General features: G+C 65.8%; 23 protein-coding genes. 2 read left to right on the forward strand and 21 right to left on the reverse strand.

From position 1 onward, the window contains the following. Window positions 1–40 precede the first annotated feature (40 nt). Together LOS8367_RS18975 and LOS8367_RS02865 are read left to right on the forward strand one after the other, a co-directional pair. Entirely contained in the window at window positions 41–337 is a 297-nt protein-coding gene (locus LOS8367_RS18975; RefSeq protein ID WP_085894961.1) for a putative quinol monooxygenase, read from the forward strand. A gap of 21 nt (window positions 338–358) precedes the next feature. Next, window positions 359–1,162, forward strand: coding sequence for a sterol desaturase family protein (locus LOS8367_RS02865; RefSeq protein WP_085894962.1), 804 nt, complete (start codon window positions 359–361; stop codon window positions 1,160–1,162). A gap of 4 nt (window positions 1,163–1,166) precedes the next feature. Here the strand turns inward: LOS8367_RS02865 and LOS8367_RS02870 are convergent, their stop codons facing one another. The 21 genes from LOS8367_RS02870 to rpsQ form a co-directional block, all read right to left on the reverse strand. Next, window positions 1,167–2,516 carry a replication-associated recombination protein A gene (locus LOS8367_RS02870; protein ID WP_085894963.1) on the reverse strand — a complete coding sequence of 450 codons (1,350 nt, stop codon included), beginning with the start codon at window positions 2,514–2,516 and terminating at the stop codon, window positions 1,167–1,169. A gap of 91 nt (window positions 2,517–2,607) precedes the next feature. Then, the gene (locus tag LOS8367_RS02875; RefSeq protein WP_085894964.1) at window positions 2,608–3,219 is read right to left on the reverse strand and encodes an autoinducer binding domain-containing protein; all 612 of its coding nucleotides are present in this window, start codon (window positions 3,217–3,219) and stop codon (window positions 2,608–2,610) included. Window positions 3,220–3,373: 154 nt separating this feature from the next. Next, window positions 3,374–3,793, reverse strand: a complete 420-nt coding sequence (rplQ, locus tag LOS8367_RS02880; RefSeq protein WP_085894965.1) for a 50S ribosomal protein L17 — start codon at window positions 3,791–3,793, stop codon at window positions 3,374–3,376. 109 nt (window positions 3,794–3,902) lie between these two features. Next, window positions 3,903–4,919: a DNA-directed RNA polymerase subunit alpha gene (locus LOS8367_RS02885; protein ID WP_085895441.1), complete on the reverse strand. Its 1,017-nt coding sequence runs from the start codon at window positions 4,917–4,919 to the stop codon at window positions 3,903–3,905. A gap of 115 nt (window positions 4,920–5,034) precedes the next feature. After that, the gene (gene rpsK, locus LOS8367_RS02890; protein ID WP_072780049.1) at window positions 5,035–5,427 is read right to left on the reverse strand and encodes a 30S ribosomal protein S11; all 393 of its coding nucleotides are present in this window, start codon (window positions 5,425–5,427) and stop codon (window positions 5,035–5,037) included. 12 nt (window positions 5,428–5,439) lie between these two features. Continuing rightward, window positions 5,440–5,808 carry a 30S ribosomal protein S13 gene (gene rpsM, locus LOS8367_RS02895; protein WP_085894966.1) on the reverse strand — a complete coding sequence of 123 codons (369 nt, stop codon included), beginning with the start codon at window positions 5,806–5,808 and terminating at the stop codon, window positions 5,440–5,442. A 212-nt stretch (window positions 5,809–6,020) separates the two neighbouring features. Further along, window positions 6,021–6,683, reverse strand: coding sequence for an adenylate kinase (locus tag LOS8367_RS02900; protein WP_085895442.1), 663 nt, complete (start codon window positions 6,681–6,683; stop codon window positions 6,021–6,023). After that, window positions 6,683–8,056: a preprotein translocase subunit SecY gene (secY, locus tag LOS8367_RS02905; RefSeq protein ID WP_085894967.1), complete on the reverse strand. Its 1,374-nt coding sequence runs from the start codon at window positions 8,054–8,056 to the stop codon at window positions 6,683–6,685. The genes LOS8367_RS02900 and secY overlap by 1 nt, the downstream gene beginning before the upstream one ends. Before the next feature lie 106 nt (window positions 8,057–8,162). After that, window positions 8,163–8,639: a 50S ribosomal protein L15 gene (rplO, locus tag LOS8367_RS02910; protein WP_085894968.1), complete on the reverse strand. Its 477-nt coding sequence runs from the start codon at window positions 8,637–8,639 to the stop codon at window positions 8,163–8,165. 134 nt (window positions 8,640–8,773) lie between these two features. Then, window positions 8,774–9,565 carry a DUF2182 domain-containing protein gene (locus LOS8367_RS02915; RefSeq protein WP_242665488.1) on the reverse strand — a complete coding sequence of 264 codons (792 nt, stop codon included), beginning with the start codon at window positions 9,563–9,565 and terminating at the stop codon, window positions 8,774–8,776. After that, complete coding sequence (locus tag LOS8367_RS02920) at window positions 9,558–10,196, reverse strand: DUF1326 domain-containing protein (protein ID WP_085894969.1); 639 nt, start codon at window positions 10,194–10,196, stop codon at window positions 9,558–9,560. Before LOS8367_RS02920 ends, LOS8367_RS02915 begins: the two co-directional genes overlap by 8 nt. Window positions 10,197–10,378: 182 nt before the next feature. Further along, window positions 10,379–10,564: a 50S ribosomal protein L30 gene (gene rpmD / locus LOS8367_RS02925; protein WP_017928033.1), complete on the reverse strand. Its 186-nt coding sequence runs from the start codon at window positions 10,562–10,564 to the stop codon at window positions 10,379–10,381. Between the two features lie 11 nt (window positions 10,565–10,575). Continuing rightward, entirely contained in the window at window positions 10,576–11,133 is a 558-nt protein-coding gene (gene rpsE, locus LOS8367_RS02930) for a 30S ribosomal protein S5 (RefSeq protein ID WP_021693348.1), read from the reverse strand. Between the two features lie 11 nt (window positions 11,134–11,144). After that, window positions 11,145–11,504, reverse strand: coding sequence for a 50S ribosomal protein L18 (gene rplR / locus LOS8367_RS02935; RefSeq protein ID WP_085894970.1), 360 nt, complete (start codon window positions 11,502–11,504; stop codon window positions 11,145–11,147). A gap of 12 nt (window positions 11,505–11,516) precedes the next feature. After that, window positions 11,517–12,050, reverse strand: a complete 534-nt coding sequence (gene rplF, locus LOS8367_RS02940; RefSeq protein WP_085894971.1) for a 50S ribosomal protein L6 — start codon at window positions 12,048–12,050, stop codon at window positions 11,517–11,519. A 12-nt stretch (window positions 12,051–12,062) separates the two neighbouring features. Next, the gene (gene rpsH, locus LOS8367_RS02945; protein WP_085894972.1) at window positions 12,063–12,455 is read right to left on the reverse strand and encodes a 30S ribosomal protein S8; all 393 of its coding nucleotides are present in this window, start codon (window positions 12,453–12,455) and stop codon (window positions 12,063–12,065) included. Window positions 12,456–12,468: 13 nt separating this feature from the next. Then, the gene (rpsN, locus tag LOS8367_RS02950; protein WP_017928028.1) at window positions 12,469–12,774 is read right to left on the reverse strand and encodes a 30S ribosomal protein S14; all 306 of its coding nucleotides are present in this window, start codon (window positions 12,772–12,774) and stop codon (window positions 12,469–12,471) included. A 21-nt stretch (window positions 12,775–12,795) separates the two neighbouring features. After that, entirely contained in the window at window positions 12,796–13,359 is a 564-nt protein-coding gene (gene rplE, locus LOS8367_RS02955; RefSeq protein ID WP_085894973.1) for a 50S ribosomal protein L5, read from the reverse strand. Continuing rightward, complete coding sequence (rplX, locus tag LOS8367_RS02960; RefSeq protein WP_085894974.1) at window positions 13,359–13,664, reverse strand: 50S ribosomal protein L24; 306 nt, start codon at window positions 13,662–13,664, stop codon at window positions 13,359–13,361. Before rplX ends, rplE begins: the two co-directional genes overlap by 1 nt. Continuing rightward, window positions 13,664–14,032 (reverse strand): 50S ribosomal protein L14, encoded by a 369-nt coding sequence (gene rplN / locus LOS8367_RS02965; RefSeq protein WP_017928025.1) that lies wholly within the window; start codon window positions 14,030–14,032, stop codon window positions 13,664–13,666. The genes rplX and rplN overlap by 1 nt, the downstream gene beginning before the upstream one ends. A 76-nt stretch (window positions 14,033–14,108) precedes the next feature. Continuing rightward, the gene (gene rpsQ / locus LOS8367_RS02970) at window positions 14,109–14,339 is read right to left on the reverse strand and encodes a 30S ribosomal protein S17 (RefSeq protein WP_085894975.1); all 231 of its coding nucleotides are present in this window, start codon (window positions 14,337–14,339) and stop codon (window positions 14,109–14,111) included.

The following is a 14,339-nucleotide window of genomic DNA, read 5'->3' on the forward strand; positions in this document are numbered from 1 at the left end:
CCCGAGCCGGGGCGAATCGGCCATGCGAAGGAGTGAGACCATGGGACTGCTCGTCGAATACAGCCTTGCCGAAGGCCAGTCCGAGGCCCAGACTGCGGCGCTGAAGGACCTGGTCTCGGGCCTGAAGGCCGAGGGGCTGGAGGGCTTCAGCTACACCGGCTACGCCACCGATGATCCGACACGCTTCATCGGCGTGCTCGAGTTCGACGACGAGGCCGCCAAGCGGCGCTTTCTCGACAGCCGCGCCTTCGCCGCCTATCGCGACGGCGCTGGGCCTCGATTTACCGCGCCGCCGAAGACCACGCAGATCACGCGCGTCGCCTCGACGCTGGCCTGACCGGCCCGGAGTTCTCCACCGATGGACGAGATGCTCCTTGCCCGGGAACCGGTGATCCGGCTCGCCGCCTTTCTCGGGGTGCTCGCAGCGATGGCTTTCTGGGAGATCCTCGCACCCCGGCGGCGCCGCGAGATCCCGCGCCTGCTGCGCTGGTCCAACAACCTCGCGCTGGTTGCGCTGGACGCGGTGGCGTTGCGGATCGCCTTTCCCATCGTGGCGGTGGGTCTCGCGGTCATTGCAGAGGAGCGCGGCTGGGGCCTTTTCAACGCGTTCGGCACCCCCGGCTGGATCGCGGTGCCGCTGTCAGTGGTGGTGCTCGATTTCGCGATCTATCTCCAGCACGTGCTGTTCCACGCGGTGCCCGCGCTGTGGCGGCTTCACCGGATGCACCATGCCGATCTGGAGTTCGACGTGACGACGGGGGTACGGTTTCACCCGGTCGAGATCCTGCTGTCGATGGGGCTGAAGCTGGGGCTGGTCGCGGCGCTCGGCCCGCCCGCCGTCGCGGTGCTGATCTTCGAAGTGCTCCTCAATGCCAGTTCGATGTTCAACCATTCCAACATCGATATCCCTTCCCGCACGGACCGGTGGCTGCGCTGGATCGTGGTGACGCCGGACATGCACCGGGTGCACCACTCGGTGCTGCCCGAGGAGGCCAACAGCAATTACGGCTTCAACCTGCCATGGTGGGACCGGCTGCTCGGCACCTACCGGGCGCAGCCCAAGAGCGGGCATCTCGGGATGACGCTGGGCATCGACCGGTTCCGCACGCGGCGCGACCTCTGGGTCGACCGGATGCTGCTGCAGCCGCTGCGGCGGCGGTAGGACCTCAATGCCCCTCGCCGCGGCGGCGCTTCTCGCGTAGCCCGGAGAAGAACTCGACCCGCTTGCGCAGTTCGCGCTCATGTCCGCGATCGACCGGGGTGTAGTAGACCGGGCGCTTCATCGTCTCGGGGAAGTAGTTCTGCCCCGAAAAGGCATCCTCGGCGTCGTGGTCGTAATCATAGCTTTTGCCATAGCCCTGCTCCTTCATGAGCCGGGTCGGCGCGTTGAGGATGTGCTTGGGCGGCGGCTCGGAGCCGGTCTTGCGCGCCTCGGCCATGGCCGCCTTGAAGGCGGCGTAGCCCGCATTGGATTTGGGTGCGAGAGCGAGGTAGATCACCGCCTGCCCCAGTGCCAGATCACCCTCAGGGGAGCCGAGCCGCTCGTAGGTTTCCCAGGCATGCAGACAGATCGTCTGCGCCTGCGGGTCGGCAAGACCGATATCCTCGACCGCCATGCGGGTGATGCGCCGCGCAAGATAGCGCGGGTCCTCGCCACCGGTCAGCATCCGCGCCAGCCAGTAGAGCGCGGCGTCCGGATCGGAGCCGCGCACGGATTTATGCAGTGCCGAAATGAGATTGTAGTGCTCGTCGCCGGACTTGTCGTATTTCGCGGCGCGCTTCATCAGCCGGGTGGTCAGCGCCTCGACCCCAAGCCGCGTCTCGGTCTTCCACGCCGCCACCTGCTCGATCAGGTTCAATAGCGCCCGGCCATCGCCATCCGCCATCTCGAGCAGCGCCTCGCGCGCCGCACCGTCGAGCGGCAGCGATCGGCCCAGCTCCTTTTCGGCACGCTGAGCAAGGCGCTCGAGATCAGCGAGGTCGAGCCGGGTCAGCACCAGCACCTGCGCCCGGCTCAGAAGCGCTGCGTTCAGTTCGAAGGAGGGGTTCTCGGTGGTAGCGCCGACGAGGAGGATGGTGCCATCTTCCATATGCGGCAGGAAACCGTCCTGCTGTGCCTTATTGAAGCGGTGTATTTCGTCGACGAAAAGCAGCGTGCCACGCCCCTGCCCGCGCCGGAGCTTGGCCGCCTCGAACACCTTCTTGAGATCGGCCACGCCCGTGAAGATCGCGCTGACCTGCACGAAGGCGAGGTCGGTGGCGTCCGCCAGAAGCCGAGCGATGGTGGTCTTGCCAACGCCCGGCGGCCCCCAGAGGATCAGCGAGGAAAGCGATTTGGCGGCGAGCATGGCGCCCAGAGGTGCCTCGGGCCCCAGAACCTGCTCCTGCCCGATGACGTCACCGAGGCTGCGCGGGCGCAGCCGGTCGGCCAGGGGCCGGTGCCCCGACGGTTCAGGCACAGCCGCCGGAGCGCGCTCCTGCTGGATGTCGGGCAGGTTGTCGAACAGATCGGCCATGCCCCAAATCTAGTACGCCTGTGGATAAGTGCCAAGGGATTTGGTATCGCTACCGAAATCTTGGGGGAGGTAGGCAGGGAATGGCCGATCCTCAGAGCAGGCGGTAATCCCGCGCCCGCTGCACGGCTTCGGTCGTGGTCCGCGCGAGAAGCGTCGAGCGCGCCGAGGCGAGACGCGCCTTCAGCGCACTTTCGGAAATGCCAAGCTTGGCCGCGGCGGCGGCATAGCGATCCCCCTCGGCGACGCAGCGCAGCGCCTCGACCTGCGCCTTGCTCAGCGCCGTGGGCGGCTCGGTGATATCGTGCAACTGGACGATCAGCTGCTCGAACTCGGCCATCTCGTCATCGGTGAACTCGCGATCCGCGCGGCTGGCCGAAGCGATGGTTCGCGACTTCATCGGGCCGCAGGACACCGCGAAGCCATAGACCATGCCGAAGCTGCGCGCCTGTCCGAAGATGTCGAAGGGATCAGGGATCTCGATCTCGCTCCAGCGGCAGCGCCCGGTGGTGCTGAAGCCCCAGGCGATCACCGGGTCCCGCAGGGCGTAGGCTTCCTCGGTATAGCGCTCGGTCCAAGCCGCGGGATAAGTCTGGTGGCTCAAGAGCGGCAGCGCGAAACGGATATGCAGGGCGAAGAAAAATCCCCCGGGAGCAAGAGCCTCGAGCTTGCGCGTCTGGATGTCGATTCCGGCTCTAAGAGACATGGCGCCCTGATCAGCTGATATATTTAAAGGATAACAGGCATCTATGCCTTGGGTACGCCGCCATTCCACGCCCAGGCCCATGACGTGACGGCAGAATCGAAAACGCCTCGCCCTTTGCGGGGCGAGGCGTTTCCATATCACTACCGTGGCGCGATCACTCGGCTGCGGCGTCTTCGGCCTCGAGCCGGGCGCGGTCGGCCGCACCCTTGGCGTCGACGTCGCGATCGACGAATTCGATGATCGCCATCGGCGCCATGTCACCGTAGCGGAAGCCGGCCTTCAGCACGCGGACATAGCCACCCTGACGCTCGGCGTAGCGCGGCCCGAGGATCTCGAACAGCTTGGCGACGTGGGCGTCCTGCTTGAGCTGCGCCGCGGCCTGACGGCGGGCATGCAGGTCACCGCGCTTGCCCAGCGTGACGAGCTTCTCGATCACGCGGCGCAGGTCCTTCGCCTTGGGCAGCGTGGTCTTGATCTGCTCGTGCTCGATCAGCGAGCCGGCGAGGTTGGCGAAGAGCGCCTTGCGGTGCTCGTGGGTACGGTTCAGGCGGCGGTAGCCACTTCCATGACGCATTGGGTGTCTCCTTTAGCGTTTTGCTTTGTCCGGCGGCCGATGCGTGTCGACCGCTCTCCTTGGGGCGGGATGCCCGGGTGGGGGGAGGGTTTCCCCTCCCCTACGAGTCTCAGAACTGGTCTTCGAACTTCTTGGCCAGGTCTTCGATGTTGTCCGGCGGCCAGTCCTCGACGTCCATGCCGAGATGCAGGCCCATGCCCGAGAGCACTTCCTTGATCTCGTTGAGCGACTTGCGGCCGAAGTTCGGGGTGCGGAGCATCTCGGCTTCGGTCTTCTGGATCAGGTCGCCGATATAGACGATGTTGTCGTTCTTCAGGCAGTTCGCCGAACGCACCGACAGCTCGAGCTCGTCGACCTTCTTGAGCAGCAGCGGGTTGAACTCGAGACCGTCGTCGAGCGCGCCGGCCGAGGCCGATTCCGGCTCGTCGAAGTTGACGAAGATCGACAGCTGGTCCTGCAGGATGCGGGCGGCATATGCCACGGCGTCATCCGGGGTCAGCGAGCCGTCGGTCTCGACCTTCATGGTCAGCTTGTCATAGTCGAGCACCTGCCCCTCGCGGGTCGGCTGCACGTCGTAGGACACCTTCTTGACCGGCGAGTAGATCGCGTCGATGGCGATCATGCCGATCGGCGCGTCCTCGGGCTTGTTGCGGTCGGCCGCGACGTAGCCCTTACCGGTGTTGACGGTCAGCTCCATGTAGAGATTGGCGCCGTCGTCGAGGTGGCAGATCACGTGATCCTTGTTGAGGATCTCGATGCCCGCGGATTCGGAGATGTCACCGGCGGTGACGACGCCCGGGCCGGTCGCCTGGACGGAGAGGCGCTTCGGGCCCTCGACTTCCATGCGGATCGCGACGCCCTTGAGGTTCAGCACCACGTCGGTCACGTCCTCGCGGACGCCCGAGATCGAGGAGAACTCGTGCAGCACGTTGTCGATCTGAACGGAGGTGATGGCCGCACCCTGGAGCGACGACATCAGCACGCGGCGCAGCGCGTTGCCGAGCGTCAGACCGAAGCCGCGCTCGAGCGGCTCGGCGACCACGGTGGCCTGCCGTGCCGGATCGTTGCCCGGCTTGACGTCGAGCTGCGTCGGCTTGATCAGCTCGGCCCAATTCTTGTGGATCATGCGTCCCTCCATTCCTGTCCGTGCTCCATGGTCCCGAAGAGCCGGACGCCCGAGGTTTCAAAATGACGGATCGGGGCCGCGCAGACAGGCGCGGCCCCGAACAAGTGGTATTGCCTCAGACGCGGCGGCGCTTCGGCGGGCGGCAGCCGTTATGGGCGATCGGCGTCACGTCGCGGATCGACGTGATGTTGAAGCCGACGGCAGCCAGAGCGCGCAGCGCGCTTTCACGGCCCGAACCGGGGCCCTGCACTTCGACTTCCAGCGTCTTCACGCCGTGTTCCTGCGCCTTGCGGCCCGCATCTTCGGCAGCGAGCTGGGCGGCGTAGGGGGTCGACTTGCGCGAGCCCTTGAAGCCCATGGTGCCGGCGGACGACCAGGAGATCGCGTTGCCCTGCACGTCCGAGATCAGGATCTTGGTGTTGTTGAACGAGCTGTTCACATGCGCCACGCCTGCGGCGATGTTCTTGGAGACCTTCTTCTTGCCTCCGCGACGGGTATCACGTGCCATGGATGCGTCCCCTTATTTCTTCTTGCCGGCAATGGCCTTTGCAGGGCCTTTGCGGGTGCGAGCATTGGTGTGGGTACGCTGGCCGCGGACCGGCAGGTTGCGACGGTGGCGCAGGCCACGGTAGCAGCCGAGATCCATCAGGCGCTTGATGTTCATCGTGGTTTCGCGACGCAGGTCGCCTTCCACGGTGAGGTTGGCGTCGATGTGCTCGCGGATCGCCAGAACCTCGGCGTCGGAGAGATCGTTGACCCGGCGGGTCACGTCGATGCCGACGGCTTCGCAGATCTGGCGGGCGGTGGTGTCACCGATGCCGGTGATGTAGGTGAGGGCGATCGGAACCCGCTTCGCGGTCGGGATGTTCACGCCGGCAATACGTGCCACGTTTAGCGTCCTTTCGTTGCGGCTCCGTGATGCCGGAGCCTTTTTTCACAACTGAGGCCCGGAAGATCCGGGCCGCATCCTGCGAGGTGATCCGCGCGGATCCGGGAGCGACCCAACAATTCGCGCGAAATGATTCCCTTTCGGGATGGGGCTGTCTATGGGCTGCCGGGCAGAGGGTCAAGCCCCCTGCCCGGGGCCGGCCGGAACCGGCCTCAGGCGTCCTGGGTCTGCTGCCCCAGAAGACCGGCGATCTCGGCCGAAACCTCCTCGATCGCGGCCAGACCGTTGACGCTCTCGAGCTGGCCCTTGGCGTGGTAGTAGCCGATCAACGGCGAGGTCTGCTTGTAATAGGCCAGAAGCCGGGTACGCAGCGCCTCCTCGTTGTCGTCGGCGCGGCGCTTGATCTCGGTCGAGCCGCAATTGACGCAGACGCCGTCCGCCGGCACCGGGCGGGTCACGTCGTGATAGACCTCACCGCAGTTGCCACAGGTGGAACGACCGGTGATGCGGGAGACCAGCACCTCGTCATCGACCCGCATCTCGATCACGTGGTCGAGCTTCTGTCCCAGTTCCGCCAGCAGCGCGCCGAGCGCGTCGGCCTGCGCCAAGGTGCGCGGGAAGCCGTCGAAGATGTAGCCGCCCGATGCGCTCCCGGAGGTCAGCTTCTCGCGGATCAGCCCGATGACGATCTCGTCGGTCACCAGCTCGCCGCGATCCATGACGGCGGCGACGCGCTGGCCCATCTCGGTGCCGGAGGAACGGGCCTCACGCAGCATGTCCCCGGTCGAGAGCTGCACCATGCCGCGCTCCTCGACCAGACGCTTGGCCTGCGTGCCCTTGCCCGCGCCCGGCGGCCCCAGAAGAATGATGTTGATCATCGACGTGCTGGCCCCCTCGCCTTGGTCTTGTTCGTCTTGCCGCCGCGACGGCCGCGCAGCTGCGATTTCTCGATCAGCCCCTCGTACTGATGCGCGAGCAGATGGCTCTGGACCTGCTGGATCGTGTCCATGCCGACCGAGACGATGATCAGGATCGAGGTGCCACCGAAGTAGAACGGGATCGCCAGCTGGCTGCGCAGGATCTCGGGCAGCAGCGCCACGAGGGCAAGGTAGGCCGAGCCCAACACCAGAATCCGGTTCAGCACGTATTCCAGGTATTCCGAGGTCCGCTTGCCGGGTCGGATGCCGGGGATGAAGCCGTTCTGGTTCTTCAGGTTGTCGGCCACGTCATCGGTCTTGAACGCCACTTCGCGGGTATAGAAGTAGGTGAAGAAGATGATCATCGCCGCGAAGAAGATCAGGTAGAGCGGCTGGCCCGGCCCGAAATAGGCGAGGATCGTCGACATGACCGGCCCGGTGGAGCCGCCCGAGAAGGTCGAAAGCGTGGTCGGCAGCAGCAGGAGCGCCGAGGCGAAGATCGCCGGGATCACGCCGGCCGGGTTCACCTTGATCGGCAGATGCGAGGAGCCGCCATCATAGACCTTCATGCCGACCTGGCGGCGCGGGTACTGGATGTGGATCTTGCGCAGGGATCGCTCCATGAACACCACGAAGGTCAGCACCCCGATCACCATGGCGATCACCAAGAGGATCACCGCGGGGGAGATCGCGCCGGACCGACCTTGGCTCAGGAACTGCGCCAGCGCTGCCGGGATCTCGGCGATGATGCCGACGAAGATGATCAGCGAGATGCCGTTGCCGATGCCGCGCGCGGTGATCTGCTCGCCCAGCCACATCAGGAACATGGTGCCGCCAACGAGGGTGATCATCGTCGAGGCGCGGAAGAACAGGCCCGGATCGGTGACGAGATCGCCCGCTTCCAGCGAGACGGCGAGGCCGTAGGCCTGGAAGGTCGCCAGCACCACGGTGAAGTAGCGGGTGTACTGGTTAATCTTCTTGCGGCCCTGCTCGCCCTCTTTCTTGAGCTGCTTGAGCGGCTCGTACATCGAGGCCATGAGCTGCACGATGATCGAAGCGGAGATGTAGGGCATGATGCCGAGGGCGAAAATGCCCATCCGGCTCAGCGCGCCGCCGGTGAACATCGACAGGATGCCGCCGATGCCGGAGGCCGCGCCCTCCATGAAATTGCGCAGCGCGGCGCCGTCGATCCCCGGCACGGGGATGAAGGTGCCGAGCCGGTAGACGATCAGGAGACCGATCGTGAAGAGGATCCGCTGACGGAGCTCGGTGGCCTTGCCGAAGGCCCCCCAGCTCATGTTGGCGGCCATCTGTTCTGCTGCTGATGCCATCGGGGCTCTCTTGTCATGTCAGCGCCGCCGGACCGGGGTCTTCCGGTCGGCGGCGCGGGAACAGTCGGTGACGGGGGCGGGGAGCGCAAGGCCCCCCGGCCACCGATTATTCGGCGGCGGCCGCCGGTGCGGTGACGGTGAGCTTGCCGCCCGCCTTCTCGACCGCCTCGATCGCGCCCTTCGACGCGCCGGTGACGGCGATGTTGGCCTTGGAGGTGAACTCGCCCTTCGACAGGACGCGGATGCCGTCGCGCTTGCGACGGATCAGGCCCGACGCGACCAGCGCGTCCTCGGTGATGTCCTGACCGGCGTCGATCTTGCCCGCGTCGATGAACTTCTGGATCAGGCCCAGGTTGACGACGGCGTATTCGCGGCGGTTCGGCTTGTTGAAGCCGCGCTTGGGCAGACGCTGGTAGAGCGGCATCTGGCCGCCCTCGTAGCCCTTGATGGCCACGCCCGAACGGGATTTCTGACCCTTGATACCACGGCCGCCCATCTTGCCGGTGCCGGAGCCCGGACCACGGCCGACGCGCTTGGCTTTCTTGGTCGCGCCCGGATTGTCGCGCAGTTCGTTGAGTTTCATGTCGCTTCTCCTTGATGCCGGAACTGCCCCCCAGCGACGGATGGGGCAAACACGGCGTGACGAATGGGATTCGGCCCGCAAAGGGGCACCGGCGGCGTATACGACCCTCGGGCCCGGGTTTCAAGCGCCCTGCCCTATGGCAAGAGCACGAGCCCCCCGGATATCAGGAGGAGCGCGCCAGTGATCCGCCTCCATACCGCTCCGCCGGGAGACAGTTTTTCGAGCAGCACCAGTAGCGCCAGACCGGCGATCCAGAGCGGGCTCATCACTCCGCCCACGAAAAGCAGCAGCATCAGCGCCCAGCAGCAGCCGAGGCAGTACCCGCCGTGACCGAGGCCCACGGCCAGTGCGCCGCGCCAGCCCTGCCCCCGATGCCGGATCAGCCAGTCGACCGGGGATCGGCAATGCCGCAGGCAAGCCGCCTTGGCGGAGCTGAGTTGCCAGATGCCGGCGGCCAGCAGCAGCAGCCCGGACAACCCGTCGCTGGCGCTCGCCATACCCGGGGTCAGCAGACCGGCCCGCGACAGCAGGGCCTGCGCCACCGTCGCAGCGAGGCTGAAGCCGAGCCAGACCAAGAGGTAGCCCGCCACGAAGATCGCCGTCGCAGGGAAAGGCGCGGTGCCACTGGCACGCCGGTTCAGCGCGGCCGCGAGCAGGATCACGGGCGTGGCCGAGGGCAGCATCATCGCCACCATCATCACCCACCACATGACGATCATCGCCAAGCCATGACCCAAGGACCGGTCGAGGCCAGCCGGGGCCGCCTCGCCCCCGTGACCGAGCATCATGCCGTCGCGCGGCATCACGCCGCCCCCCGCAAGCGTGTAGGCCCATGCCAAAAGGCACATCGCAGCCAGCAGAACGATGCATAGCGCACGGTCGCGCCGCAGCAGTCCCGCCATCACGGCGGGCGCCATCTCAGGCATGAACGACGCCTTGGCCGCTATGGTGCAGCCTGTTGAACTGTCCATAGCTATCGGAGAGATCCAGCGCGATGGCGCTGTCGGCACCGCTGCGCGAGGTGGCGCTGCCGATTTCGGCAAGCTCGAACTCGATCCCGCCGGGGATCTGGATCCGCACCCGGTGCTCGCCATCCGAATGCGGCGGGCGGATCGGCCGACCCTCGCCGGTGAGAACCCCGGGGATCGAGAGACGGGCGCGGCGGGCGTCGATGTCGAGGTCGAGATCGATTGGTCGGTACAGCGTCGGGTGGAGGAGGTCCGACATGGCCCGGAACACCCACCAATGAGTGGCCGCCTCCTCGGTCTCCTCGCCATGCAGCACGCGTTCGAGCGCGTTGCGCTGGTCGGCCGCCGCGCGCTCGTCGATCACCGCCTGCAACTCCCCGCCCCCCTCGAAGATCGGGCCGGGCCATGCGTAGAGCAGCGCGATCCTCAACCCGTCGAGACGGATGTCGCCGAAATGGCCGGTGTCGATGCTGAGCGCCTCGAAGCCCCTGCAATGGCCATGGGTCGGCAGATCCTCGAACTGGCACGGGCAGCCATAGCCGCAATTGCAGTTTCCAAAGGAACTGCCCTCGATGGACCAGTCGATCATGGCCGCCTCCCCCTGCTGGGAACCGCCCGCCCGCGCGGGGCGGGATCGAGGCCGGGCCGGACCGCCACGCGGCCGCGCGCCTGACGCAATCATAGCAGCGCCGTCCGAGTCGCGGGAGATCCCATACGAAAGGGGCGCCGCGGTTTCCCGCGACGCCCCTCCATCCGCGCTGAGCCGGTGGCTCAGGCTTTCTCTTCGACGATCTGCACGAGGTGCGGGATCGAGTTCACCATGCCGCGCACCGAGGGGGTGTCCTCGAGCTCGCGGGTGCGGTGCATCTTGTTGAGGCCCAGGCCCTTCAGCGTGGCACGCTGCGAGGCGGGGCGACGGATCGGCGAGCCGATCTGCTTGACGACGATGGTTGCCATGTCCGCTCTCCTCAGGCTTCGGCGACTTCGGCGCCGGCCTCTTCGGGCTTGCGCAGAATGTCGGCGACCTTCTTGCCGCGACGCTGGGCGACCGCACGCGGCGACTGCTCGGCCCGGAGGCCGTCCAGCGTGGCGCGGATCATGTTGTACGGGTTCTGCGAGCCGAGCGATTTGGACACGACGTCCTGCAGGCCCAGCATCTCGAACACCGCACGCATCGGGCCGCCGGCGATGATGCCGGTACCCGCCGGAGCGGCACGCATCACGACGCGGCCGGCGCCGTGGCGACCTTCCATGTCGTGGTGCAGGGTCCGACCCTCGCGCAGCGGCACGCGGATCAGGTTGCGACGCGCCTGCTCGGTGGCCTTGCGGATGGCCTCGGGGACCTCCTTGGCCTTGCCCTTGCCGAAGCCGACACGGCCCTTCTGGTCGCCGACGACGACGAGCGCCGCGAAGCCGAAGCGCTTGCCGCCCTTGACGGTCTTCGAGACCCGGTTGATCGCCACGAGACGATCGGCGAATTCCGGGTTCTCATCGCGGTCGCGGCGACGGTTGTCACGTTCTGCCATGTTACGTCTCCTCAGATCTTCAGGCCGGCGTCACGGGCCGCGTCAGCGAGCGCCTTGACCTTGCCGTGGAACAGGAAGCCGCCGCGGTCGAAATAGGCTTCGGACACGCCGGCCGCCTTCGCACGCTCTGCGATCGCCGCACCGACCTTCGCGGCCGCCTCGACGTTGTTCTTCCCGACGATGCCCAGATCCTTCTCGAGCGAGGAGGCCGAGGCGAGAGTGACGCCGTTCACGTCGTCGATCAGCTGGACGCTGATGTTCTTGTTGCTGCGGTGCACGGAGAGGCGCGGCCGCCCCGCATTCACCTTACGCAGCTTGCTCCGGACGCGCTGACGGCGCTTCAGGAACAGATCCCGTTTGCTGTTTGCCATTTTTTCGCGTCCTTACTTCTTCTTGCCTTCCTTGCGGAAGATGAACTCGCCTTTGTAGCGGATGCCCTTGCCCTTGTAGGGCTCGGGCGCACGCCACTCGCGAATGTTCGCCGCAACCTGGCCAACCTGCTGCTGGTCGATGCCCTCGACCACGATCTCGGTCTGCTTGGGTGCCGTCACAGTGACGCCCTGCGGAACCTCGAAGTTCACGTCGTGGCTGTAGCCGAGCGCCAGCTTCAGGGTGTTGCCCTGCATCTGCGCGCGGTAGCCAACGCCCTGGATCTCGAGCTCCTTCTTGAAGCCCTCCGAGACGCCGGTGACGAGGTTCTGGACCATCGAGCGGGACATGCCCCACTGCTGGCGGGCGCGCTTGGACAGGCCGCGCGGCGTGACCGAGATCGCGCCGTCCTCGAGCTTCAGCGTGACGTCGTCGGTGGCGGTGAAGCTGCGGGTGCCCTTGGGGCCCTTCACTTCGACCGTCTGGCCGGAGACGTTGGCGGTGACGCCGCTCGGCAGAGCGACCGGGCGTTTACCGATACGAGACATTCCGGACCCTCCTTAGAATACGGTGCAAAGCACTTCGCCGCCGACATTGGCTGCGCGTGCATTTGCATCCGACATCACGCCGCGGGGCGTGGAGACGATCGAGACGCCGAGACCCTGGCGCGGAGCCGGGAGGTCCTGGACGCTCATGTAGACGCGGCGGCCGGGCTTGGACACGCGCTTGAGCTCGCGGATCACCGGTGCGCCTTCGTAGTAGCGCAGGCTGATCTCGAGCGCGGGGTGCCCGTCCTTGCCGGTCGTCTTCTCGTAGCCGCGGATGTAGCCCTCGTCCGCGAGGACGTCGAGCACCCAGGCGCGCAGCTTGGAGGCGGGGGTGATGACGGTGGACTTGTGACGCATCTGCGCGTTGCGGATGCGGGTCAGCATATCACCGATGGGATCGTTCATCTGTGGACCCTCCTTACCAGCTCGACTTGACCATGCCGGGGATTTCCCCGTTCGAGCCGAGCTCGCGCAGCATGATCCGGCTGAGTTTCAGCTTGCGGTAATAGGCGTGCGGACGCCCCGTCAGCTGGCAGCGGTTGTGAAGACGGGTGGGCGAGCTGTTGCGCGGCAGTTGCGCGAGCTTCAGGTTCGCCTTGAAGCGCTCTTCCACGGGCTTGTCTTTGTCGTTCGCGATCGCCTTGAGCTCGGCGCGCTTGGCGGCATACTGCGCTACCAGACGCTCGCGCTTCTTCTCGCGTTCGATCATGGATTTCTTGGCCATATCTCTCTTTCCTCCCGCGGATCAGCTGTTGAACGGCATGTTGAAATGCTTCAACAGCGCCTTCGCTTCCGCGTCGGTCTTCGCGGTGGTGCAGATGACGATATCCATGCCCCAGACCTCATCGACCTTGTCGAAGTTGATCTCCGGGAACACGATGTGCTCCTTCAGGCCCATGGCGTAGTTGCCACGGCCGTCGAAGCTCTTGCCCGAGACGCCGCGGAAGTCGCGGATCCGGGGCATCGCCACGGTGATCAGGCGATCGAGGAATTCGTACATCCGGTCGCCACGCAGGGTCACCTTCGCACCGAGCGGCATGTCCTCGCGGACGCGGAAGCCGGCGATCGACTTCTTGGCCTTGGTGACGACGGCGCGCTGACCGGCGATCGTCGAAAGATCGTCCTGGGCGGACTTGGCTTTCTTGGAATCGCGGACGGCCTCGGCCCCGGCGCCGATGTTCAGGACGATCTTGTCCAGGCGCGGGATCTGCATGTCGTTCTTGTAGCCGAACTCTTCGCGGAGCTTGGCCTTGATCTCGTCGGCGAAGGTCGCCTTGAGACGCGGGGTGTAGTTCGCGGTATCGAGCATCAGATCACGTCCCCGGTGGTTTTGGCGAAACGCACCTTCTTGCCGTCTTCCTCGCGGAAGCCGACGCGGGCCGGTTTGCCGTTGGCATCGACGATGGCCAGGTTCGACAGCTGGATCGGCATCGCCTTGGGCTGGCGGCCACCTTGGTCGGTCTGGCTCTGCTTGACGTGGCGGATCGCGACGTTGATGCCCTCGACCACGGCCTTGCCGGCCTTCGGGTCGACGGACTGGATCTCGCCGGTCTTGCCCTTGTCCTTGCCGGTCAGGACGACGACCTTGTCACCTTTGCGGAGTTTGGCAGCCATTACAGCACCTCCGGCGCGAGCGAGATGATCTTCATGAAGTTCTTCGCGCGCAGCTCGCGAACCACCGGCCCGAAGATACGGGTGCCGACCGGCTCGTTGTTGTTGTTGAGGATGACGGCCGCGTTGCGGTCGAAGCGGATCGAAGTGCCGTCTTCGCGGCGAACTTCCTTGGCGGTGCGCACGACGACGGCCTTGCGGACGTCACCTTTCTTCACGCGGCCACGGGGGATCGCTTCCTTGACGGACACCACGATGATGTCGCCGACCGACGCATACCGGCGGTGCGAACCGCCGAGGACCTTGATGCACTGCACCCGGCGTGCGCCGGAGTTGTCAGCGACATCCAGATTGGTCTGCATCTGGATCATGGGTTTCTCCCGACCTTTGGGGGGCTCTCAATGGCCTTCTCCCCAGGGTTTCGTTCAAGCTGGAAGATGAGGCGCCTTACTCGGCGATCACTTCCCAGCGCTTGGTCTTGGACTTCGGGGCGCACTCCTGGATGCGGACGGTATCGCCGACATTGAAGGTGTTCGCCTCGTCGTGAGCCCGGTACTTCTTGGACTTACGGATCGTCTTCTTCAGAACCGGATGCGTGAAACGACGCTCGACCGAAACGGTGACGGTCTGCGCGTTCTGGTTCGAGGTCACGACGCCTTGCAGGATGCGTTTGGGCAT

The organism is Limimaricola soesokkakensis (assembly GCF_900172345.1).
Classification (GTDB): Bacteria; Pseudomonadota; Alphaproteobacteria; order Rhodobacterales; family Rhodobacteraceae; genus Limimaricola; species Limimaricola soesokkakensis.